The following is a 21578-nucleotide window of genomic DNA, read 5'->3' as shown; positions in this document are numbered from 1 at the left end:
TCTCACGGGCAGTTCATCTTATGCCTGCTGCACTTGCTCCCGGGCAACCGTATAACGATTAACCGGAATCTGCACACCGAGATTGCCACGGAGTGTATCGTGCTCGTACTCCGTACGATAAATGCCGCGCTCCTGCAGAATCGGAACGACCAGTTCCACAAAATCAGACAGACCACTTGGCAATTCCGAATGGATAATGAACCCGTCAGCGGCCTCTGCTTCAAACCACTCCTGTATTTTGTCAGCTACCTGTTCCGGTGTACCCAGGAATTTGCTCTTCGGCGTAGCCGCACGCAATGCCACTTCGCGCAGCGTCAATCCCTGCTCTTTGGCATCCTTCTTGATTTTATCCGTGCCGCTGCGGAAGCTGTTGCTGCCAATGCCGTTCAGTTCAGGGAACGGTTCATCCAGCGGATATTGGGAGAAGTCATGGTGCTCGAAGAAACGTCCCAGATAGTCCAGCGCTTTGTCGATCGTAACGAGGCTGGCAACCTCCTCGTATTTACTTTCGGCTTCTTCTTCCGTCCGTCCTACAATCGGGCTGATGCCTGGCAGAATGACGATATCCTGAGAGGAACGTCCATAGGAAGCAGCACGCGTTTTGACATCCTTGTAAAAAGCCTGTGCATCCTCGATCGTATCATGTCCGGTAAACACCGCATCCGCTTCTTTCGCTGCAAGGGTCTTGCCATCATCAGAGGAGCCTGCCTGGAAGATCACCGGCTGACCTTGGCGTGAACGGGCAATGTTCAGTGGTCCCTGTACGGAGAAGAACTCCCCTTCGTGATTGAGTGTATGCAGTTTGGATGGATCGAAGAAAACACCGCTCTCCTTGTCTCGGACAAACGCATCATCTTCCCATGAATCCCACAGGCCTTTGGTTACCTGCAAATATTCTGTTGCAATTCGGTATCGTTCTGGATGGGTAGGGTGATTGCTTTTACTATAGTTTTTGGCTGATCCTTCAAGCGGGGAGGTAACTACGTTCCAGCCTGCGCGGCCGTCACTGATCAGATCAAGCGAACCAAACTGTCTGGCAACCGTAAACGGATCGCTGTAGGACGTGGAGAGAGTTCCCACCAGACCAATCCGCGAAGTGACGGCGGCCAAGGCAGATAACAGACTGATCGGTTCAAACCGATTCAGGAAGTGGGGAATGGATTTTTCGGTGATGTACAGACCATCAGCAATAAAAACGAGATCAAACTTACCTTCTTCCGCTTTCAGCGTCTGGCGCTTATAGAACTCAAAATTCACACTCGCATCCGGTTGAACCTCCGGGTGTCTCCATGTGGTCATGCTGCCTCCGACACCGTGAACAATGGCTCCAAATTTCAAACTGCGTTTTGCCGTCATATACATTCCGCCTTCCCTCATATTGGATTTAGGATGATGCATCAGGATCCAAGACACGACATTTACATTTTCGAAACTCAAAAGTAACTATTCCTATGAGTTTGGTCAGTTTTATAATTTCACAAATCTTATCACTGCCCTGTGAAAGGGTCAACGGGGTGACTAATAGAACTTTTCTATATATAAATCAGAGATCTGTATAAGACAGGTCATTCGTACGCTCCCGGCTACGTTCCATTGTCCCAGCAGCTTTCCATAGCCGGAAACGACGAATTCAATCCGATAGTGCAAAGGACGATCAGACCGCTGCTGCCTCATCCGGATGGGCCAAAAGCGCGGCAAGCTTCTCCAGATCCGGTTCCAGCAAAGCCTCAAACTTGCCTTCTCCTCCAACTTCAATCACAGGAACATGCCGTATGCCGTATTTCACTTCTAGCACATCTCTCAGCACATCATTGCCTTCCACTTCAATGTTCTCAAAAGGCTGATTCCGGGACGTCAAAAACGCTTTTACCTCTCCACAGAAATGACAGCCTGTTTTGCTCCATAGCACTACTTTTTTGGGTGATGTAGACATCGATAACCCTCCTGATTGTATTCAAGGATAAGATCGAGGCACGCCTCAGACCTTTAATTCCTACCTGTTAAATAAGAATTATGGCTATAAATGTACTCTTCGTACCATCAAGCGTCAATGGAGCTCCTAATAGAATAAACCTATAGCAGCATAGAAAGATTAAATTTAATTTTTTTGAAAAAGCGATTACATCCATCCGTCTCTGCTTGCTGCTTTGACCAAAGTAAGGACTTTCCGGGCCACCCCGGCGTAAAAATCAACCTCATCCGGACTTTGATCGATAGCCCATCGAAGCGTATCAAAGGTCTTCAAGACCATCACAAGTCTCATCTGATCCAGCTCATACTCATTCAGCCCGTAACTCTCTATAAAGGCTTCCAATTCAGCACTGTTTGGCCCTTCTCCATGGATCTGGCATCGTATCATATGTATGATATCGCCATACGGCACCACAGTGACTTCTGCATTTCCCCAATCCAATAGTGTAATTTGACCTGCCAAATCAACCATCGTGTTCTTCAATGAGAGATCACCATGACACAGGCCAAAACGGAACGTTTCCATTTTCAAACGCTCAAACCACTGTCTTACCCTTTTCGATTCTGCTTTAGTTAGTACACCCAGCTCAATTAAGGGATCATGCTCCGTCAAGCTATTGATATTGTACTGGACGTATCCCTGCCAGCTGCCATCTGATCCCGCATGCGGCGGGGAATAAAATGTACCCGAGACAGGGTCCATCCGTTCTCCGTAACCTGCCGCCGGAATGGAATGAATTCGTTTTGCGTACTCGCCGAGTTTTCTCCAGATAGCAATGGAGTCTATTGTTGCTTCGAGTCCGTTATCCCCTTGGACTACCGTTTGAATCATATATGCTGTTTCATCCATGATTCCAACGGATAACGTCTCTGGACCAGGAATCCCAGCGGCGGCGGCTTGCTCAATGCACCATTTTTCTTTCAAGAAGATGGGATACTCGTCTTTGTCGTTCATGCGCACAACCACTTGATGACCTTCCGTCTCAACTACGCAAACCTGATTGACGAAACCCTTCCCAACAATCTGATGTGCTGCCTTTACTTTTTCCTGCAAAAAATGACTGGCTATTCGTTCGGCCAGTACAATGCTGTCATTCTTCATCATGCACCATCCCCATACCGCAGCTTAAGTTAGCTCTGCGATGATTTCAATTGGTCATAGTGTAAAATGAAATCGCTTACTTTTCAATCATCTATAAACATAAGATTGCCTTGTATGTAACCTATGGAAAGCCTGGATGCGAAATGAAATGGAGCCTTATGCTGCACATTACATCTCGCATCATGCCGAACCGGTTCACAGCGAGCCTCATCTTTACAGATCTTCGTTTAAGAGCTGCGGCGGTGCGATGATGGGCAAGCCTTCCTGAATTGCATGCAGCTGTTCCGGAGACACGCTCAATACATGACCCGAATGTACGCCCCATCGTTCTGCTGCATACACCGTTGCGAACTTTCTCCGTCTACCCTCGCTGATCTGATAGCGAACCTCCGGCGCATCAGCTGCCGCAAGGATACAGCCTTCCGTCCAACCCGTGTCCGAGTCATGAATCGATGAAACATGCACATGCCTCACTTCAAGCGGCCAGCCCCGAATTTCACTTGCAGACATTACAGGATCTCCAGCAGGGACCCCCAGCAGATCCGGCTTGGCTACCTGAACAGGGGATATGCCGCGCGGTACCGGAATATTCAGCTTGCGGCGCAGTCCTCCCGCCAGACGGTATACATCGCCTTTCGTATCAGACACGAAGCAGCCTTCCGGATAAAAGTCGCTGCTGCGTCTAGTCTTCGGTACCCCGTCCTGACTGCCCTTCGTGGACAATTGCTGGCGCGGGTTGGCTTTGCCCAAATGGGCGGAATCCGGCGCTGCCGATGAATTTTCCTGTGCCATATGATGTGCCAGCTGCAATGTTTTCGCGACCAGAGCGTGAGGATCCCCCCACTTTGTGGAATGAAATTGTTCGTTCCCCTTGTTCACAGCTGCAAAATCTGGTTCGCCCAGCGCCTTCATGCTGACGCTGCCAAAATGATGAATGAAGGCATCTCCTGCGACCGCAAGCTTATATCCTGCCAGCTTCACCCGAATCATCCAGTCATCATCTTCGAAGTTGCCCACCGCATATCCTTCATCCAGATATCCTACCCGCTCCAGCAGCTCTCGTGAGAACAGCCAGCAAAAGCCGACAAGCCGTTCGGTTACCCGGTGTTTACCAGGGTCAGGCCGGTTGTGTCTGGCGGCAAAGGACCACATATCCTGCACCTCGGAATACGGAACATCGATCTGCTGATCGCCTCCTATATAGTTGGTGACTGGGCCGACCAGGCCAATCTCCGGATCACTGTCCAGGCAGGCCATCATGTTATCAAGCCAGCCTGGCGTGACCAGCGTATCGTTATTCAGCACCACGATATGACGGCCTCTCGCCATCATTAGACCCTGATTGACACCTCCGGCAAATCCGCGATTGACATCCAGTGCAGCCACTCTCACCATGCCGCCTTTACGCAGCATCGCTTCTGCCGTCCCGTCCTTCGAACCATTATCCACTACAATGATTTCGTAGGGAGCAGGCGTATGCTTCTCGATACTGGATACACATTTAAGGGCATACTCCCGCTGATTATAGGTCGGCATAATGATGCTGACCCCTTCAAATAACAATCCAAATGAACTCTGACCCTGTCTTACCCCTTCATCGTATCCCCTACTGTACCCTTGTTTGTACAGTTTAACAGCTCGGGCCCCCCGCTTGCCTTTCCCTCTCTGCCCCGATTTCCGCACTGTGCTCTTTCCAGCGGAATGCAGAACAACTTTGTCGGGTCCGGAGCCCCGATGCTTGGAGATGATACCTGGTTTGCTCATGTTGCTTCCTCCATTTCCCCTCGTCCGGATGCGTCGCGTCGCGTCAACCATCCGCCAGACTCCATTAGAGATGAAGCTCTCCTGTAACCAATTTATCAGCCAAATGCCCAAAATCCAGAGCAACCCTGCCGAGTTCGCCTGCAATGCGCCGACACAGGATTACGGCCGGAACCCCTGCAGCAACCAGAGCAATATCGAAGGAATGCGCTGCCGTTTCCTGCACCACCCTGGGCACATCCATAACCCCGGCAACGGAACCAATCATGCCCGTCACATGGATTCCGTGACTGAGAAGCAGTGCACCGAGCCCGCTTGCCTGACTGCCGATCACCAGCACGCGGCGGCCTTGCAGGATAGGCAGCAGCAGCCCCGTCTGATGCAGGCTATAGTTGATTGTGGAACTGGTCAGCTTCAACCGGGACCAGTCAATCCCGAAGTGGCGCATCACCGGGAATAACAAGCCTTGAAACGTGGGCGCCCGCGAGATCGGAACGCCTACCCAATCCGCCCCCTGTATCGCTTCGGCCAGCGCAGCCCGAATCTCGGGAACGGAGCGCGGCACCCCTGCGTAAGGCAGGAACGGTGCCAGCTCCTGCACCTGCTCGCCGGGCAGCACCGTATCGGCTGCCAGCGTCAGCAGTTCGCCATCTCCGAGGCGAACGACCGACAGGGGGCGCTGTGCATCCAGCGCCCCCCGGATCTGGTCAGCCACCTCGTGGGGGCTGGCCAGACGGGTGAGGCTGGGCGCATATTGGCGGAAACCCGCCGCGATCAGATCTGCCGCCGCTACTGCAGGCAGAATGTGGTCCGGCGGGATGTGCTGCGCCACCAGCGCCTCTCCGCCCGCGAATACGCCGTCGCGGTAGCCCTCGGCGTAGCCGCCGGGTGCGCCTGCCGGCTCTGCAGGCGGCAGGGCCTTGGCGCTGCCCGCATGTGCAGCAGCAGCGCCAGCTTGCCCCGCGGGAGCGACACCACCGTGCGGGTGGTGTGTCGCCCGGAGCGGGGCCGTGCCCGCACCGCGGGCTGGCACTGCCTTCGGCGTGCTGGCTTGCGGTGCGGGCACCGGCGCACGGCGTGCAGCCGGGCGCGGCGCCCGCCGGGGTGCTGCGCGGCGGCGGCCGTGAGCCGCGGCATGCCCGCGCCTGCCAGCGGAGCGTCGGCGTGCAGCGGCCTTCCTGCCGGCAGGCTTACGCGCCACAGCAGTACGTGCGCCAGCCGGGGCCCGCGCAGTGCGATGCCCGGGCTTGACGGCAGCCCGCCGGGTTCCAGCCTCTGGGGTTCCTGTCACCATCAGAACGCCTTGCCCTTGAAATGCTGCCGGGCGAGTACCTCGCGGCTTACCTGTCGCCTTGGCTTCCGTGTGCCCGGTCCGTTTCGCTACTCTCATGGCATTCCCTCCCTTGACATGCACGGGAGCGCCGCTGCACAAAGCGCCGGAGCCTCCTTCCAGCTCCGGCGCAGGATACTCGGGTCCCATGGGGCACCGCACAGCGGCAGCATCAGGCGCATGATGTTATGGCAGTTGTCCCTTCATGCGGACTGCAGCTTCCTGCAGCGATTCGAAGGTACCTGCATCGCTCCAGTATTTTTGCAGGATGTCATACTCCAGACCTCCAGCAGAGGCATAGTGGTTATTGACATCCGTAATTTCAAGCTCCCCGCGTGCAGAAGGCGTAATGCCGTCAATCAGATGGAATACATGATCATCGTACATGTAAATCCCCGTTACGCAGTAAGAGGTTTTCGGCTGGCTTGGTTTCTCCTCAATGTACGATATGCGCTCCGGATGGTTCGCGTCAAAGACAGGTACACCGTAACGTCTGGCATCATCCACCTCTTTCAGCAGCACACGTGCTGTTCCCGCAGGTTGCTGCACATAACGATCAACATAAGGTTTCAGATCATCACTGAACAGATTGTCACCCAGCAGTACGACAAACTTTTCACCAGGAAGAATAAAGGACTTTGCCAGATCAAGTGCTTCAGCAATGCCTCCCGCCTGCTCCTGAATCCGGTAGGTCAACCGAACTCCAAGCTCGGCTCCGCCGCCCAGATACTCCGTATACAGTCCCGCCGAATGTTTGCCCATCACAATCAAAATATCCTCAATACCCGCCTGACGGAGTCTGTCGATGCCATACACAATCATCGGATGTTTACCGACCGGAAGCAGATGTTTGTTAATCAGCCGCGTCAGAGGATACAGCCGTGTTCCCGTTCCTCCAGCAAGAATTACACCTTTCATTCCACATTCCCTCCCTCATCGGATGTCTCAATATATTCAAGTGGATCGACATGCCATTTATGGATAAATATCGAGCGATTACGTTCCAGCAATTGCTTCCATGCAGCCGGGTCCGTCTTCTGAAAACTCGCGCTGCCGCGATGATGCACAAGTACATCTCTGCATACAAGCAGTCGATACCCTTGCATGCGAGCACGGTAACAATAATCATCATCCTCATAATGTCCAGGCGAATAGGCTTCGTCAAGCAAGCCGATGGACGCCATGACCTCTCGCCGAAACAACATGCACAGTCCTACGATGCGGCTGACTTCCTTCCACCTGGTTGGGTCGGAGACATTGTTGGCTGCCGCTAATCGCTGGAACTGTTCCATGCTCCCAAAGTCCAGGTCAACCTGCTGAATCCCGCTAGCATAATTGGTTACCGGACCGGTGATTCCAATGTTTGCTTCACTGTAGAGTCCGAACCGAAGATTTTCGAGCCACCGCGGGGTCACCGTGACATCGTTGTTGAGCAGCAGCAGCTCATCACCGCAAGCCGCACGCAGCCCGGCATTACAGGCTGCTGGGAAACCCCGGTTCTCCGGTAATCGAACAAATCGGACTCGCTCACGGGCACAATAGGCTGCCGTACCATCGACGGAACCGTTATCTACAACCACAATCTCGTAAGGCGTGCCTGCTCCGGTATACTCCCGAATGGCATCAATACACGGCTTCAGCAGGTCCAGTCCGTTATACGTTGGGATCACGATACTCGTCAGTGTCATCGGGCGTTCCTCCTGTAAGCCACTTCAGCTCGGGATAACATCCGCGAATCCGGCCCATGCTCTGCTGACGCCATCCAGGCTGCAATCGCCTCCAGGTGGTCCCCGATGATCAATCCCGCGACTTCGTTACCACTGCCTGTATTCGTGGTACGCAGACGATTGGAGCGAATCACGTCCACCTGGCAAGGCGCCGTGACGCTTAGACCATGCCGAATCGCCATGGCTTGCGCCTTCGGCGGGACTGCCAGGGACTCAGGCTTAACAGTCATAACCATTTTGCGGGAAAGAGCATGCGGGACTGCAGTCAAGGAATTGGACCCCAGATCAGGTCTTCCGAGAGTACGGTTGAGATACGCCTTGATCCGGCTCACATCATCCTGCCGGGCAAACGGTGGCAACAATGAATTCAGATCATTCAGGGCCACATCGCTTCCCCGGTCTACTGCATACAGAAAAGGAGCCAGCTGTTCTGCCAGAAGCACCATGTCCCCATCCACAAAAAGAATCACTTCCGCTTCGGTCATTTTCGCTCCAAGTGCGCGGCCTACATCATGTCCTGCCCGATCCGGTTCATACACAAGAGTTATACCGGACTCGGCCAGCACCAGATCCAGACTGTCGTCCGTTGTTCCATTCAACACAACAATGATGTCCTTCAGCGGCAGCCGCTTTAACTGTGCCATTACTTTTCCGAGTGTCCGTTCTTCATTGCACGCACAGACAACAGCGGCAGCAGAATGATGGAGGGGGAGCGGAACGATATCCACTGGATATCCTGCACCCTGCACGTATCCTTGCATATATGCTTTCCCTGCCTGCATGGCAGCTTCATAGCTTCCGAAATTTCCCGAGATGGACTGCCAGTGCTCACGCCAGGCAAGACGTACATGTTGGGCAGCCAACGCTCTATCTTCAGGTGCACTGTGTCCTGCCTGATGACCCGACTTCCATACTGCATTCAAACTGGGTTCTGGAGCTTTGGCTGCTCTACCCTTCGGCCGCCTTCTCCCGGGAATGTTCCGTCTGGACGCCAGTTGTCTTTTCATCGTCCGACGATGGCGGACAACTCTCGAACGTTCTTTCATCTTCTCACCTCGTCAGACAGCGAACACGCTGCAGGTCGGAATACCCTCCGCGTGGACCGAGTTCGTCGGTGATCCACCTGATCGCTGCCAGATGATCATTCAGCACCACTTGGCTCAGCGGATCTGGCCCGCTTCGCCGTTTCACCCGAACCGCATTCATTTTACCTACAGGTACATGATGAACGGCGCGTACCTCTAATCCACTCGATACGGCTTTGGCTAATGCAAGCGGAGGAACCTCCAGCGAAGGAACGCCTATGACATCAAGTGCCCTGCGGCTTAACGCATGCGGAATGGCTGTCATTGAAGCTCCCTGCAGGTCCGGCCTGGCCAGGATGCTGTTCAGGACATGCTTGGCCTCCACCACTGGATGTACAGGATTCCGTTTAACCGGACCGTCATAATCGTTAAGCGCTACATCTGTCCCATCCAATATGGCCTGCACATAGGGAGCGAGCTGCTCTGCAGGTATGGGGATATCTGCATCGGTAAAAAGGAGGATTCTTCCGCGGGCAGCCGCTGCCCCCATTCGTCTTCCTGCATCGTGACCCAGAGCCTCTGTATACAAAAGCACTCTTGCACCTGCTGCCTGTGCCGCTGCTGCCGTGCCGTCCGTTGAGCCGTTGACAACGGCAATTACTTCGGAATCCCTGCAGATGCGAAGCGCCTGCCTAACAACTCTGCCAATCGTCTTTTCTTCATTCATTGCCGGTATAATCACCGAAAGCATGGGGATGTTTGGATGGTTTCCCTCCCGTATTGGGGGGATGACGTATCTGGGGGTTCCTGCACCCTTCTTGCTCACGGGTTTTACACGTCTTCTGTGCAACTGCTTCCTCTTTCGGCTCACTACTTTGGCGGCTGAATGAACAGTACGACGACGCTGCTGCAATACTGTCACCTCCCACCCTCAAAAATACTCAACATGCCAAGGGAGTACACGTTATTCTATGTAATTAGGGAATAGTGGAAACGGCGTTTGTCCTTGATTTCCATAAGCTTCTGGCAGGAAAAGAGTTATTCAGCCTCACCCTTCAGTGCATATTCGTCAAAATAAAAATCGTACACCTCCTCCTTCACTTTTTTAGAGGACCTTCTGATATAGAAACAAAAGCGGTGTCCCGGACAATTCCAGGAACCGCTTTTGTGCATGAACTTCGTGAATTGACGTATCTTTTTAATTTGCAGGACCCGCTGCAATCCAGGACAACAAACCATAGGTGTGCTTGCATCCAGGTGTACGGAACACTTCCAATACCGCTTCATCCTCACTCTGGGACAGCAATGATACCTGGAATCCGCGATCATTACTCATTCCTACAATCACATAATGTTCTGATGCGAATGATTGCTCGAATGCTACCGTTACCTCAACACATGCTTCATCTTCAGGCAGGATAAAAGCTTCCATGCCGAACTGCTGAACGACCGGCTGACGACTGACACTGCGAACCGGCTGGAATGACAGGTGTTCAGGACTAACTGCTCCATGCTGCAGCTGGCTGCTTCCAACAGCACCTTCACTCAGATGCTCCTGTTTAACCGCCTGCTCACTCAGCTCAAACTCCGTAATTTTATCGATCTCCTGCGGAAGTTCAGGTTCTGGCTGCAGTACCTGTGGCTGAACTACATCAGCTGTCGTCAAGGAATCCGCCAATGTTTCTCCAACATCATTGGTTAGTGATGGCTGTTCCTGTACTTGTTGGTCCTGTACTTGTTGGTCCAGCTCTTGAACCGGAGTCTGGAACGTTGGGGTTTCCCCCAGATCAGCACTCGGCAGTTCCGTGAGGATGGCAGGCTGTGATGGCTGTACAGCCTCATCTTCTCCCTGAAGCAGCGCTTCCTGACGTTTAATCGCAGCCAGCTTCTCCAGCGTTTCTCCACTGAACTGTCGAATCGCATTCCAGATCTCTTCACTCAAGTGCGCCGGGCCTACAATGCCCGCGTTCAAGTGATTGGAAGTGATACTTTGTTCAGCCAGTTTGCTGGCGTTTACGCTGCCGTCAGCCAATTTGGCACTCGTGACGGATCCATTTTGCAGGTGAATCCCACTGACCAATTCTTCTTCCAAATGAGCTGTGCGAATACTGCGTTCTTGAATGTGGTCACCCAGGATGGCTCCATCCTGAATATGCCGGGATTGCACACTTTTGTCTGTCAGGTGGATAGCGGATACTGCACCTTCAAGCAATTTATTGCTATTTACACTGCCATCGGCAAGTTTCGCACTTGTGATGGAACCATTATGCAGATGAATCGCACTCACCGATTCCGCCTTCAGATGGGAGATTCCTATGCTGCGTTCCTGAATATGGTCGGCATGAATAGCTTTCTCCTGAATATGCCGGGATTGCACACTTCCATTCGCAATATGGACATCGGATACGGCATCTTCAAGCAATTTGCTGCTGCTTACGCTGCCATCAGCCAGTTTGGCACTCGTTACCGACCCATCTTGCAGATGGTCCGCACTTACGGCTTCCTCTTCCAAGTGAACCGTGCCGATGCTGTTCTCCTGGATATGGTCAGCCAGGATGGCTCCTTCCTGAATGTGGCGGGATTGCACGCTTTCCGATGCAAGATGAACTCCCGTTACCGTATCTTCAAGTATTTTGCTGCTGCTCACACTGCCGTCGGCCAGTTTGGCACTCGTGACGGACCCATTTTGCAGGTGAACCGCACTTACCGCTTCCTCTTCCAGATGAACTGTGCCGATGCTGCGCTCCTGGATGTGATTGGCATGGATGGCACCTGCCTCAATATGCCCGGATTGCACACTTTCCGCTGCGATATGAATTCCGGATATCGTTCCATCCAGCAGCTTGCTGCCGCTCACGCTGCTGTCGGCCAGTTTGGCACTCGTTACAGATCCATTTTGCAAATGGATTGCACTCACCGACTCCTCTTCCAGATGAGTTGTGCCGATGCTGCACTCTTGAATATGGCCAGCAAGGATCGCCCCTTCTTGGATATGCCGGGATTGCACACTATCATCTGCAATGTGAATTTCGGATACGGCTCCCTCAAGCAGCTTGCTTCCGTTTACACTGCCGTCGGCCAGTTTGGCGCTGATTACAGATCCATTTTGCAAATGAATCGCACTTACCGCTTCCTCTTCCAGATGAGGCGTGCCAATGCTGCGCTCCTGAATATGGTCAGCAAGGATTGCTCCTTCCTGAATATGACGGGATTGCACACTTTCGGAGGTGATATGAATACTGGATACCGCACCTTCGAGCAGCTTACTTCCACTCACACTGCCGTCGGCCAGTTTGGTACTCGTGACAGATCCATTTTGCAGGTGAATTGCACTTACCGCATCTTCTTCCAGATGAACTGTACCGATGCTCCGCTCCTGAATATGATCGGCATGGATCGCATCTGCCTGTATATGCTCTGATTGCACACTTTCCGCTGCGATATGAGCTGCGGATATCGTTCCTTCGAGCAATTTGCTGCCGCTGATGCTGCCTTCCGCCAGCTTCGCACTCGTTACCGACCCATCTTGCAAATGAACCGAACTTACCGACTCCTCTTCCAGATGAGCTTCGCCAATACTGCCCTCTTGAATATGATTCGCGAGGATGGCTCCCTCCTGGATATGACGGGACTGCACACTTTCGTCTCCAATATGGGCGGCCTCAATCGTTCCTGCGGCCAATTTGCTGCCATCCACACTGCCACTTGCCAGCTTGGAGCCTGTTACTGCTCCATCCTGCAGTATAATTGTACTGACTGCTTCTTCCTCCAGGTGAGCCGTTCCGATGCTGCGTTCATGGATATGATGCGGAAGTATTTCACCATCTTGAATATGGCGGGAATGTACTGCGCCCTGCTGCAGGTGAACCGCACTTGTCGACTCTGCCTGAAGGTGCAGCCCACTGATCAAGCCGGGCTGAAGGTGAGCCGCTGTGATGGATAAAGGTGCCAGATGATCTGTTTCAACAGACCCCGGAGCCAGGTGATGGGAGGTGATGACCTGTTCAGCAATATGCTCAGCATGAATAATGTCTGGCTTCAGATGCTGTGAGTTTACGACATGATGATCCAGATGGTCCGACTTCACACTACCGTCTGCCAGATGTTCCGTTTGCACAACGGAAGCCTGCAGATGTTTACTGCTTATGGCACCCTCTTGTAATTCTGTCCCCGATACCGAGTCTGCTGTTAAGTGGTCTGCAGTTACGGACCCATGGCGCAGTTTGTTGCCTGTGATGCTGCCATCGGCGAATAATTCCGGTGAACGTATTTCCTCCGATAAATGTTCCAGAGAGACAGCATGCTGCTTCAGATGATAACCACGTATGGTTCCGGCAGGGATATGCTTGGCGTTAATGCTTTCTGCCATGATCTTGGAAGAAGTCACGCTGCCGTCGGCCAGTTTGGCTGATGTGACAGCAAAATCCGCCAGTTTATCCGTAGCAACACTTTCTGGTGAGAGCTTGGGGGAGGTAACCGAATGATCTGTCAGATGCGGCGGAAAAATGGACCCTCCCGCCAGCTGAGCCGAAGTTATGCTGCCAGGAGCCAATTTGTCCGTTGTAACTGCCGCACGTGCAATGGCATCCGTTTCAACACTACCCGGCTGAAGGTGAGGGACACCTACGGCGTGTTCCGTCAGATGCTCCGATTTCACGGCATATGGTCTCAGGGCCTCGGATCCCACGCTTCCTGGAGCCAGATGTGTACCCGTAACACCACCGCTTGCAAGATGCGAGGATGCGACACTTCCCGGAGCGAGCGCTCTGCTGCTAACCGATGCTGTTCCCAGTTTTTCGGATGTCACACTTCCATCCGCAAGCTTCACGTCTGTCACTGCAGCATCCTGTAATTCATACGTACCCACCGCAGCCTCAGCCAGATGCCGCTCGGATACTACGCCATCTGCAAGCGCTTCTCCGGACACACTTCCGGTAGACAGATGAGGTGCCTCAATGCTTCCATTTGCAATGTGGATCGAGTGAATCGCAGCATTATCCACATGTACCGGTGTAATTCCCCGATTGACGATATGTTCCGCTCGAATGGAGCCTTTGGCAAGATGTTTGCCCTGTATCGCTTCATCTGCAATTTTGGAAGCAATGACACTTTGGTCCGAGATCTTGGAAGCCGTAATCGACTGTTCCAACAATTTTGCCGTTCCAACCGACTGGTCTGCGAGTTTACTGCTGGTTACGGCTCCCTCCGCCAAATGCTCATTGCCCACTTCGCCTTTGCCAAGCTGCTCTTTCCCCACGGCCTGAGCGCGAATCTGTTTCGAACCAATAGATCCATCCAGCAAGTGTTTTCCACTGAGTGAACCCTCAGCTAAATGTCTGGTTTGTATGGATCCGTCCTCAATCTGATCACTGCCAATACTGCCCAAAGACAGTTGTGAACGACCGACAGCCCCCTCTGCCAGATGCTCCTGTTGAACTGCACCTGCCTGAATATGATGGGACTCAATGGATTGTTCATGGATTTTGCTGCCCGTGACAGCACCTTCACGAATTTTGGACGTAGTCACCGCATCATCAGCCAATTTGGACGTATGCACGGCGCCTCCCGTGAGATGCCTAGTATCCACGCCGCTAATGGCGATCTTATCTCCGGTTACCGCATGATTCTTGATTAAATCTTCCGTAACCAGCATGCGGCTGAGATGTCTTGTGCCGATGGAGCCATCGGCAATTTTGGCCGAATCGATGACCTGATTGCCGAGCTTCTGTGACGTAATGCTGCCGTCTTTGATTTTCTCGCCGGGAATTGACGCATTGCGTATTTTGTGACCGGACACAGAGCCATCAATCAGGTGTTCCTCGGATACCGAAGCCTCTGCAAGTTTGGCAGAGACAATCGCTCCATCTGCAATGTGAATGCTGGTCACCGCATAATCCTGCAATGCTTCACTGCCGACTGCACCCGGTTTCAGCTTGGAGTCATCCACAGAGAATGGAGCCAACTTGCTCTCCGTAACTGCAAAATCACTCAGATCATCCGTGTAGATATAGTGTCCAGTATGGCCCGGCATCTGGTTCTGGTTCAGAATCTCCAACCGGTCTCTACCTGCGGTCTCCTGCTGGATGATGTTTTGCTCTTCCAGAGCAAGCGAAGCCACACTGCTCACCTGAATCTGCTTTTCTGGGTTATCTTGTGTCTGGGCATCCTCGCTATCCGATGCGGCAGGTTCCGGATCATTCGTTTCGCCTGCGATAACCAGGTCCTCCAGCTCGTTCATAGAGGCAGGGAGTTCCGTTGATTCGTACAAGAATTCTTCGGGTGCCTGATTCGCTCTCGAATCCGGTTTATTTGTATTCAAGCGCTCTTCCCTATTCTGGGTTAGACCTGAATTCATGGTGCCTGCACGGCGTTCGGTCAGTTCCAGTTCCTTAAATTTGGGGCTCACATGCCGCAGTTTCGGTGTAGGAACCTTCTTATTGCCTTTTTTACTCATGCAGCTTGCTCCTTCCTCTAACGTTCATCTCCGGCATCATATGCTCTGGTATGGGCATCTGCCACTTCATATCACGACTTTTGAAGGCAAGATTGGATGGATGAGCAGCTCAAACTGCAAAAAATGAACCTGTCCATAGTGAAATAGGCTGTGCCTGGCTATAGATGTAAGGCGGCTGTCCACGCCCCTGCTGGAAAAATGTCATACGATACTTCATAAGCCTTCCGTATACATCCGTAAAACGGCTTACAATGCAATGCGCTTTATTCATTTCACCCTTACCTGGGTTCTCAATTGGATGTGTGGAGCTATTAATAACACGCCGGTGCATGAAGGTGCATCATCATTCCGGTCTGCGTGATTGTGATGTCCATCATGCGTTGACAGACCGGCATCCCATATATGGACGATCCATGTCGCGATAATATTGAAGGAGGAACGGTCATGCCCCCAGAAACGATCGGCATCATGTTCGATTCACGCATGTATCGGGGGATACCGGCCGGAAGGACCGGTCAGGAATCGCTCGCGAATTATGAGCAGGCAGCGGCCTGTTATGGATTAACGCCTTGCTTTTTGCGGCTTGAAGATGTGGATTCGGAGACGAAGACCTGTCTGGCATATGTCAAAAAGGATGGCGTTTACGTTCGTCAAAAAATGCCTCTGCCTACCGTTATCCATAATCGGGCTCTCCAGCTTCGCCGGGCAGATCAGCATGAGGTGACCAAGCTGCTGCTGCAGGGCATACAGGTATTTAACGTTCGGAATCGGTATCGCAAGGATCATATTCATGACATGCTGCACCAGGACCCTGCACTGAAGAAACATCTCCCTTATGCCGCCAAAGCTACGCCGGAGTCTCTGGCTTATATGATGGAACATTATAATGATCTGATCATCAAACCGTGCAGCGGCAGTATCGGACACGGTATCATGCGTTTGTATAAACGAGACGGGGACTGGAAATTGACGTGCCAGACCAGGGCTTCCCGCAAAGGATGGGCAACCTTCCGACTCAGCAGGGGACAACTGCCCTCCGCCACCTTAAGACGAATTTTTCGCCATGCATATCTCATTGAGGAACGGATTCCACTGGTTCGTTACGAAGGAAGACCCGTAGATCTGCGTGTATCTGTACAGCGGGGGATCGACGGTCTATGGGGCATCACGGGCATGTTCGCCAAGGCAGCACCAACCCACACCTTTGTCACCAATATTGCTCAAGGGGGCAAGGTGATGACCTTGGCAGAAGCATTGGATGAAGAAGAACTGGGAATCAGCATTCCAGAGCTCGAAGCCCGGATCAGTTCAGTTGGACTCCGAATTGCACGCACACTGGCTTCCAGCCTGCCGTATCTGGCCGACCTGGGCCTTGATCTGGGGATTGCCAGAAACGGACAGATTTACTTCATCGAATGTAATGGACGGGACCAGCGTTACGGTTTTCGCAAGGCGGGAATGCCCGAACACTGGAAGGCCAGCTACCGTGAGCCCATGGCATATGGACGTCTGCTGATGGAGCAAAATTCGCAGATTCCACGTCAACCGCAAACCTACCGTAAGTACCCATATTGATTTCACTGGCATTCTGTGTCAATATTATGCAGAACGGCCGGTCCTGCCGGCCTTGAAGTTCGCACTAACCCTAAGGGGGATATTCATGGCAAAAACGCTGTTGCGGTTAATGACCGAGCTTTCTTCTCGCAAGTGGATCTCCCGGACCGTGGGAGCCTTCTCCAAGAGCAGGGGAAGCAAGGCATTTATCCCTTATTTTGTCCGGACCTACAACATCCCTGTTCAGGAAGCCGAGAAAGACTGGAAGGAATATCGTTCACTGAATGATTTCTTCACCCGCAAATTAAAGCCGGGCATGCGCCCGCTCGATCTTTCGGAACATGCACTCATCAGCCCCGTCGATGCCAAAATCACGGCAGCAGGGCCGGTATCTGCAGGCACACTCCTGAATGTTAAGGGACAAAATTATACACTTGCTGAATTATTAAACCACTCTCCACATCTGGAGAAGTACAAGCACGGTTATGCATTCGTCCTGTACCTCAGCCCTCGTGACTACCACCGGATTCATTCACCCGTTAGCGGGCACAGAATCGAAAGTGAGCATATCAAGGGGAAGGTTTACCCTGTAAATGATTTTGGTCTGACTCATATGAAGTCGGTGCTAAGTCGAAACGAACGTCTGATTACGTATATCGGTCACGCTTATGGAGAAGTCGCTGTCGTCAAAGTCGGCGCCATGAACGTAAGCAGCATTCAGTACGCGGATACGGCTGCAAGTAGTTGGGCACAAGGGGATGACCTGGCTTATTTTGAATTCGGTTCCACTGTGGTACTGCTGACGCAGAGCGGCACATTTGAACCTGAGCCCAGTCTCCAGCCGGGTGATTCCGTCAAAATGGGTACACTGCTTGGCCGCCTGAAGCCAAATCGCTGAATACTCCAGGACCAAATAAAGAGGATGGCGCAAGACCTGATTGCAGGTGCTTGCGCCATCCTCTTTAGGATTGAAACATGATCGCTCCACGGTAGTCACTGGAGATTCCTTATATACATTCAATACGAAACATCGCTCCGTATGTATAGGCCCTCTGACTTTTCTTCAAAACCACACGTCCTGCAGTTCCTCCGCCGGTTTGAAGCGACGCAGACGGTTCCGGAAAATATTGCATCCCTTCATAGAGCATCCCCGGTTGCGGATCCGCCGTTTTCCGTTCATCACAAGTTCCCCCTTTCGTTTCGTCTGGAATGCTACTTACTTACCCCTAGCCTCCAGACTTGAAACGTTACCCTGATCTCAGGCGTCGTACCTAACGAATCTCGGAAGGACTTTTGCCGGTGTATTGCTTGAACTGACGACTGAAGAAAAAGATATCCCGATACCCGAGGGCATCGGCGACCTCGGTTACATTCATGCCCGTATGCACCAGCAAATGTTCTGCGCGCTCAATGCGCATGCGAATGATATACGACTGAACAGAAGAGCCGATTAATTCCTTGAATTTGATAGAGAAGTATCGGGGCGACAAGCCCGCACGTGCAGCCAGATCCTCCACCCGGTGGGTAATCCCCGGATGCTGGCGTACATAATTCGCCACTTCCTGAATGACATCCGACAATTGATTGCTGACCCTTTTCTCCACAGGTGATTCCGTATCCGCACGCAGCAAATGAATCATCAGCTGTTTCAAAATAAGCTGACTCTCCTCGTCCCGCCCATATACATCGGATAAGAACAGTCTTACATACCGGGCCAGCAAATGTTCGAATTCCACGGTTTCCTGTACCTCACGATAAGACTGAGGCACATCATTCACAGGTATATCTACATCAAAATGAATATACGTAAGTACCAACGGTTTTTGCTTATTATGTGTTGCAGTAGGATGATCGCCTGGTCTAAATAGGAAACAGCTGCCTTTGCCGACCTCATACGACCGGTCATTTAGCACAACGGTCCCTTCCCCACTCCATACATAAAATAAGTCATAGTTCTGCATCGGTTTTTCCCGCTTCTGCCACTTCCATCCCGGTTCGCAGACAATTTTGGCGACGGCGGGCAAAATAACAAAAGATGACGGCGATGCCTGCAGCATGTCGCCACTCCCCCTTGAAAGTTAATCTCTCCGCATATTGCATCATCATTGAGTTCCAATCGCTTATAGATCGCTTACGGTTAACAGGCCTTAGAATTAGAACACAATCCTTTCGGTTCAGCCTGTCCCTAAACTCAGTACGCTTCCTGGAATCTGATGCAAAGTGCTTGTATGTGATTTCTGCTCCTCCCGGAGCGAAATGTCTTCATCCATTATACAGCGAATTTCAGTGAAACGAAAATGTACTCTTCTCCCATGCCAGCCGCAGTCTTCTGATACCTTCCGTGATCTCCTCTTTCTCCAGATGCGCAAAGCCAAAACAAACAGCAGGAGGACCGGGGATCAGCTGATAACGCTCGGCATCCCGAAATATCACGCCTTCTTCCTTCGCTATCGTTTTGAATTTCAGAAAGCTGTCCGGACTGCCATTCCAGGTCGCGTAGATGTGAAGTCCTGCATCTCCTGGCTGCATGGTGAAAGCCTCTGGTAACTGATGTACCATCTCCTGGACAAAAAAAGCATGCCGTTCCCCGTATAGCCGGGTTAACCGTCTCAAATGCCGCAGATATCCGCCCCTGCTCATGAATTTGGCCAAGGCTCGCTGTTCCAATAACGCAGGGGGTACTGGCTCATATAGGGCTTTCGCTGCAAGGAGTGGCTGCACCAGACTTGAAGGCAGGACCGCATAGCCCAGCCGGAAGGAAGCAATCATTGTCTGTGAGAATGATCCGACATAGATCACCCGCTGCTCGCGATCCAATACTTTAAGCGGTTCAATCGGTCTGCCTCCCCAGCGAAATTCACTGTCGTAGTCATCTTCAATGATGACGGCGTTGCGCTTGGAGGCCCAGGCTAGCAGCGTTTTTCGTCTATCCAGTCCTAACACCGCCCCGGTCGGGAACTGCCGGGTTGGGGTAACGAACAGCGTCTGGGCGTTCCAATCTTCAGGGATGATGCCCTGCGAATCAACAGCTGCGGGTACAGCTCTGCCCCCACACGCGTTCACCGCATGTGCGATTCCCTGGTACCCCGGATTTTCCAATATGACCTGCGCCCCTTCCGGGATCAGCAGCTGTGCCAGCAATGTAATACCTTGCATCGAACCACTGAACAGTACAATCTGGGATGCATCCGCCTGAATCCCCCGTGTCCATCTCAGATGTGAAGCGATGGCCTCACGCAGTTCAGGGTCTCCTGCTGCACCGCTTTGCTCCCGCCAATCGCTTCGGTGTACGGCGGCGAGTGCGCTTTTCCATTCCGATGTGGGGAAGTGGCCTGCCGGCATGCGATGGACATGAAAATCGATGATATGCCGATCCTGACCAGAGACAGATTCCGTTCCTTTTTGGGTATCCAGTCTGCTTACGCGTTCTCCCCATGGGGAGAGCTGAATGACTGCTTCCTGTTCCCCTTGTGCCTCTGTCCTAAATGTGCCTTTAACGAACGTACCTCTGCCCCGATGTGCTTCTACGTAACCATCCGCGAGCAGCATGTCGTATACCTGTGCCACAGAACCGCGTGACATGTCAAACTGGCTCGCGAGTTCTCGCGTGGAAGGAAGACGTGCCCCTTCCACGAGTGTTCCCGCATGAATGGCGTCGCGCAAGGCATGATACAGTGCCGTGTATTTATAACGATGCTGATGCTCATAGGAATCCAAGGGCAGCCACAGTTCCATGACTCTCGCTCCCCTTTCTTTCATATTTTCAAACCATATGGCGGTGCTTCTTACTCCAAGTTCATTGTAGTCTCCAACTTTCACCTCAGTAATTGGCCTATAAAAATGAATGTAAATTGGATCTATTTTTATGTCAATGCATGTTTTATCGTTAGAGCAACATTTCAATTGCCATTCAAGTTCAGATGAATCACAACCAAGGGGGAAAACCATATGAGACGCAAAGAATTTACAGTGAATGAAGAGAAAGAAATTACAGCATTTCTGGATCAGTGCTCCTTCGGATTTCTGGGAACTGTCAGTCCGGATGGACAACCACGGGTTACACCACTCAATTTCGTCTATATGGACGGATGCTTCTACTTCCATGGCAGTCTTGCCGGGGAGAAAATGAAACAAATCAAGCATGATTCCTCGGTCAGCTTTACGGTGGCTGAAGAGTTTTCACTGATCCCCTCCTATTTCAGCGATCCCGAACTGGCTTGTCCCGCAACCTCCTTTTTCAAAAGTGTCATGGCATCCGGTCAGGCAGAGCCTGTTCAGGATCTGGAAATCAAGGGCAAGGTGCTGCAGCGCTTCATGGAGAAGCTTCAGCCGCAGGGTGGATATGTTCCCATTGATGCTGCCGATTCCCGGTATAAGGGTAATCTCAAAGCTGTTGCTGTGGTTCGGATTGTACCGGAGCACATCACTGCCAAGTTCAAATTTGGTCAGAATCTCTCCACCGAGCGATTCGAGCATATCAGCGGGCAGCTGGAACTGCGCAATGAGGGAAGAGATACAGAAACAGCCGAAATGATGCGGAAATATTGTCCTTTTCACCAGCAATAAACGGTATTTTCTTGCTACACCATAGGGAACAACGTGCCTAAATTCCGCCTTCCGACCTCCTGCAACAACGCGGTGAAGTGATATAACT

The 21578-nt window shown here is 52.2% G+C and carries 15 protein-coding genes; 3 read left to right on the top strand and 12 right to left on the bottom strand.

From position 1 onward, the window contains the following. Positions 1-18: 18 nt before the first annotated feature. The 10 genes from ABIC22_RS14970 to ABIC22_RS14925 all read right to left on the bottom strand — a co-directional run bounded on the left by ABIC22_RS14970 (position 19) and on the right by ABIC22_RS14925 (position 15370). Entirely contained in the window at positions 19-1356 is a 1338-nt protein-coding gene (locus tag ABIC22_RS14970) for an LLM class flavin-dependent oxidoreductase (protein WP_354481784.1), read from the bottom strand. A gap of 298 nt (positions 1357-1654) precedes the next feature. Then, a complete protein-coding gene (locus ABIC22_RS14965) occupies positions 1655-1933 on the bottom strand; it encodes a glutaredoxin family protein (protein WP_127538966.1) in 279 nt (92 codons plus the stop codon). A 186-nt stretch (positions 1934-2119) separates the two neighbouring features. After that, positions 2120-3076, bottom strand: coding sequence for an aminoglycoside phosphotransferase family protein (locus ABIC22_RS14960; protein ID WP_354481782.1), 957 nt, complete (start codon positions 3074-3076; stop codon positions 2120-2122). 210 nt (positions 3077-3286) lie between these two features. Beyond that, complete coding sequence (locus ABIC22_RS14955; RefSeq protein ID WP_354481779.1) at positions 3287-4837, bottom strand: glycosyltransferase family 2 protein; 1551 nt, start codon at positions 4835-4837, stop codon at positions 3287-3289. Positions 4838-4901: 64 nt separating this feature from the next. Next, the gene (locus ABIC22_RS14950) at positions 4902-6128 is read right to left on the bottom strand and encodes a GT-D fold domain-containing protein (protein ID WP_354485977.1); all 1227 of its coding nucleotides are present in this window, start codon (positions 6126-6128) and stop codon (positions 4902-4904) included. Positions 6129-6350: 222 nt separating this feature from the next. Beyond that, a complete protein-coding gene (locus ABIC22_RS14945; RefSeq protein WP_095292014.1) occupies positions 6351-7082 on the bottom strand; it encodes a sugar phosphate nucleotidyltransferase in 732 nt (243 codons plus the stop codon). Next, positions 7079-7852 carry a glycosyltransferase family 2 protein gene (locus ABIC22_RS14940; RefSeq protein ID WP_354481777.1) on the bottom strand — a complete coding sequence of 258 codons (774 nt, stop codon included), beginning with the start codon at positions 7850-7852 and terminating at the stop codon, positions 7079-7081. Before ABIC22_RS14940 ends, ABIC22_RS14945 begins: the two co-directional genes overlap by 4 nt. Beyond that, complete coding sequence (locus ABIC22_RS14935) at positions 7849-8937, bottom strand: glycosyltransferase family A protein (RefSeq protein WP_354481774.1); 1089 nt, start codon at positions 8935-8937, stop codon at positions 7849-7851. Before ABIC22_RS14935 ends, ABIC22_RS14940 begins: the two co-directional genes overlap by 4 nt. Before the next feature lie 4 nt (positions 8938-8941). Then, positions 8942-9742: a glycosyltransferase family 2 protein gene (locus ABIC22_RS14930; protein ID WP_354485975.1), complete on the bottom strand. Its 801-nt coding sequence runs from the start codon at positions 9740-9742 to the stop codon at positions 8942-8944. 372 nt (positions 9743-10114) lie between these two features. After that, the gene (locus ABIC22_RS14925) at positions 10115-15370 is read right to left on the bottom strand and encodes a WIAG-tail domain (RefSeq protein WP_354481771.1); all 5256 of its coding nucleotides are present in this window, start codon (positions 15368-15370) and stop codon (positions 10115-10117) included. Positions 15371-15814: 444 nt separating this feature from the next. On the opposite strand from ABIC22_RS14925, the gene ABIC22_RS14920 reads away from it, so the two are divergent. Both ABIC22_RS14920 and asd read left to right on the top strand, forming a co-directional pair. Beyond that, a complete protein-coding gene (locus ABIC22_RS14920) occupies positions 15815-16945 on the top strand; it encodes a YheC/YheD family endospore coat-associated protein (RefSeq protein ID WP_354481769.1) in 1131 nt (376 codons plus the stop codon). Positions 16946-17030: 85 nt separating this feature from the next. Continuing rightward, positions 17031-17822: an archaetidylserine decarboxylase gene (gene asd / locus ABIC22_RS14915; RefSeq protein ID WP_127538959.1), complete on the top strand. Its 792-nt coding sequence runs from the start codon at positions 17031-17033 to the stop codon at positions 17820-17822. Positions 17823-18195: 373 nt separating this feature from the next. Here the strand turns inward: asd and ABIC22_RS14910 are convergent, their stop codons facing one another. Continuing rightward, positions 18196-18981: a helix-turn-helix domain-containing protein gene (locus tag ABIC22_RS14910; protein ID WP_354481766.1), complete on the bottom strand. Its 786-nt coding sequence runs from the start codon at positions 18979-18981 to the stop codon at positions 18196-18198. 226 nt (positions 18982-19207) lie between these two features. Beyond that, positions 19208-20659: a MocR-like pyridoxine biosynthesis transcription factor PdxR gene (gene pdxR / locus ABIC22_RS14905; protein WP_354481763.1), complete on the bottom strand. Its 1452-nt coding sequence runs from the start codon at positions 20657-20659 to the stop codon at positions 19208-19210. 213 nt (positions 20660-20872) lie between these two features. Between pdxR and ABIC22_RS14900 the strand changes: the two genes are divergently transcribed. Continuing rightward, positions 20873-21490 (top strand): pyridoxamine 5'-phosphate oxidase family protein, encoded by a 618-nt coding sequence (locus ABIC22_RS14900; RefSeq protein WP_127538957.1) that lies wholly within the window; start codon positions 20873-20875, stop codon positions 21488-21490. Positions 21491-21578 lie beyond the last annotated feature (88 nt).

It is taken from the genome of Paenibacillus sp. PvP094, from assembly GCF_040546835.1.
Taxonomy (GTDB): Bacteria; Bacillota; Bacilli; order Paenibacillales; family Paenibacillaceae; genus Paenibacillus; species Paenibacillus illinoisensis.
Note: the sequence above shows the minus strand (reverse complement) of the source record. Positions and strands in the feature narration are given on the sequence as shown.

What these genes read in the sequence shown, in the direction of transcription:
- ABIC22_RS14970 (WP_354481784.1), bottom strand. Translation starts at nt 1,356, where the DNA reads ATGACGGCAAAACGCAGTTTGAAATTTGGAGCCATTGTTCACGGTGTC.
- ABIC22_RS14965 (WP_127538966.1), bottom strand. Translation starts at nt 1,933, where the DNA reads ATGTCTACATCACCCAAAAAAGTAGTGCTATGGAGCAAAACAGGCTGT.
- ABIC22_RS14960 (WP_354481782.1), bottom strand. Translation starts at nt 3,076, where the DNA reads ATGATGAAGAATGACAGCATTGTACTGGCCGAACGAATAGCCAGTCAT.
- ABIC22_RS14955 (WP_354481779.1), bottom strand. Translation starts at nt 4,837, where the DNA reads ATGAGCAAACCAGGTATCATCTCCAAGCATCGGGGCTCCGGACCCGAC.
- ABIC22_RS14950 (WP_354485977.1), bottom strand. Translation starts at nt 6,128, where the DNA reads ATGGTGACAGGAACCCCAGAGGCTGGAACCCGGCGGGCTGCCGTCAAG.
- ABIC22_RS14945 (WP_095292014.1), bottom strand. Translation starts at nt 7,082, where the DNA reads ATGAAAGGTGTAATTCTTGCTGGAGGAACGGGAACACGGCTGTATCCT.
- ABIC22_RS14940 (WP_354481777.1), bottom strand. Translation starts at nt 7,852, where the DNA reads ATGACACTGACGAGTATCGTGATCCCAACGTATAACGGACTGGACCTG.
- ABIC22_RS14935 (WP_354481774.1), bottom strand. Translation starts at nt 8,937, where the DNA reads ATGAAAGAACGTTCGAGAGTTGTCCGCCATCGTCGGACGATGAAAAGA.
- ABIC22_RS14925 (WP_354481771.1), bottom strand. Translation starts at nt 15,370, where the DNA reads ATGAGTAAAAAAGGCAATAAGAAGGTTCCTACACCGAAACTGCGGCAT.
- ABIC22_RS14920 (WP_354481769.1), top strand. Translation starts at nt 15,815, where the DNA reads ATGCCCCCAGAAACGATCGGCATCATGTTCGATTCACGCATGTATCGG.
- asd (WP_127538959.1), top strand. Translation starts at nt 17,031, where the DNA reads ATGGCAAAAACGCTGTTGCGGTTAATGACCGAGCTTTCTTCTCGCAAG.
- ABIC22_RS14910 (WP_354481766.1), bottom strand. Translation starts at nt 18,981, where the DNA reads ATGCTGCAGGCATCGCCGTCATCTTTTGTTATTTTGCCCGCCGTCGCC.
- pdxR (WP_354481763.1), bottom strand. Translation starts at nt 20,659, where the DNA reads ATGGAACTGTGGCTGCCCTTGGATTCCTATGAGCATCAGCATCGTTAT.
- ABIC22_RS14900 (WP_127538957.1), top strand. Translation starts at nt 20,873, where the DNA reads ATGAGACGCAAAGAATTTACAGTGAATGAAGAGAAAGAAATTACAGCA.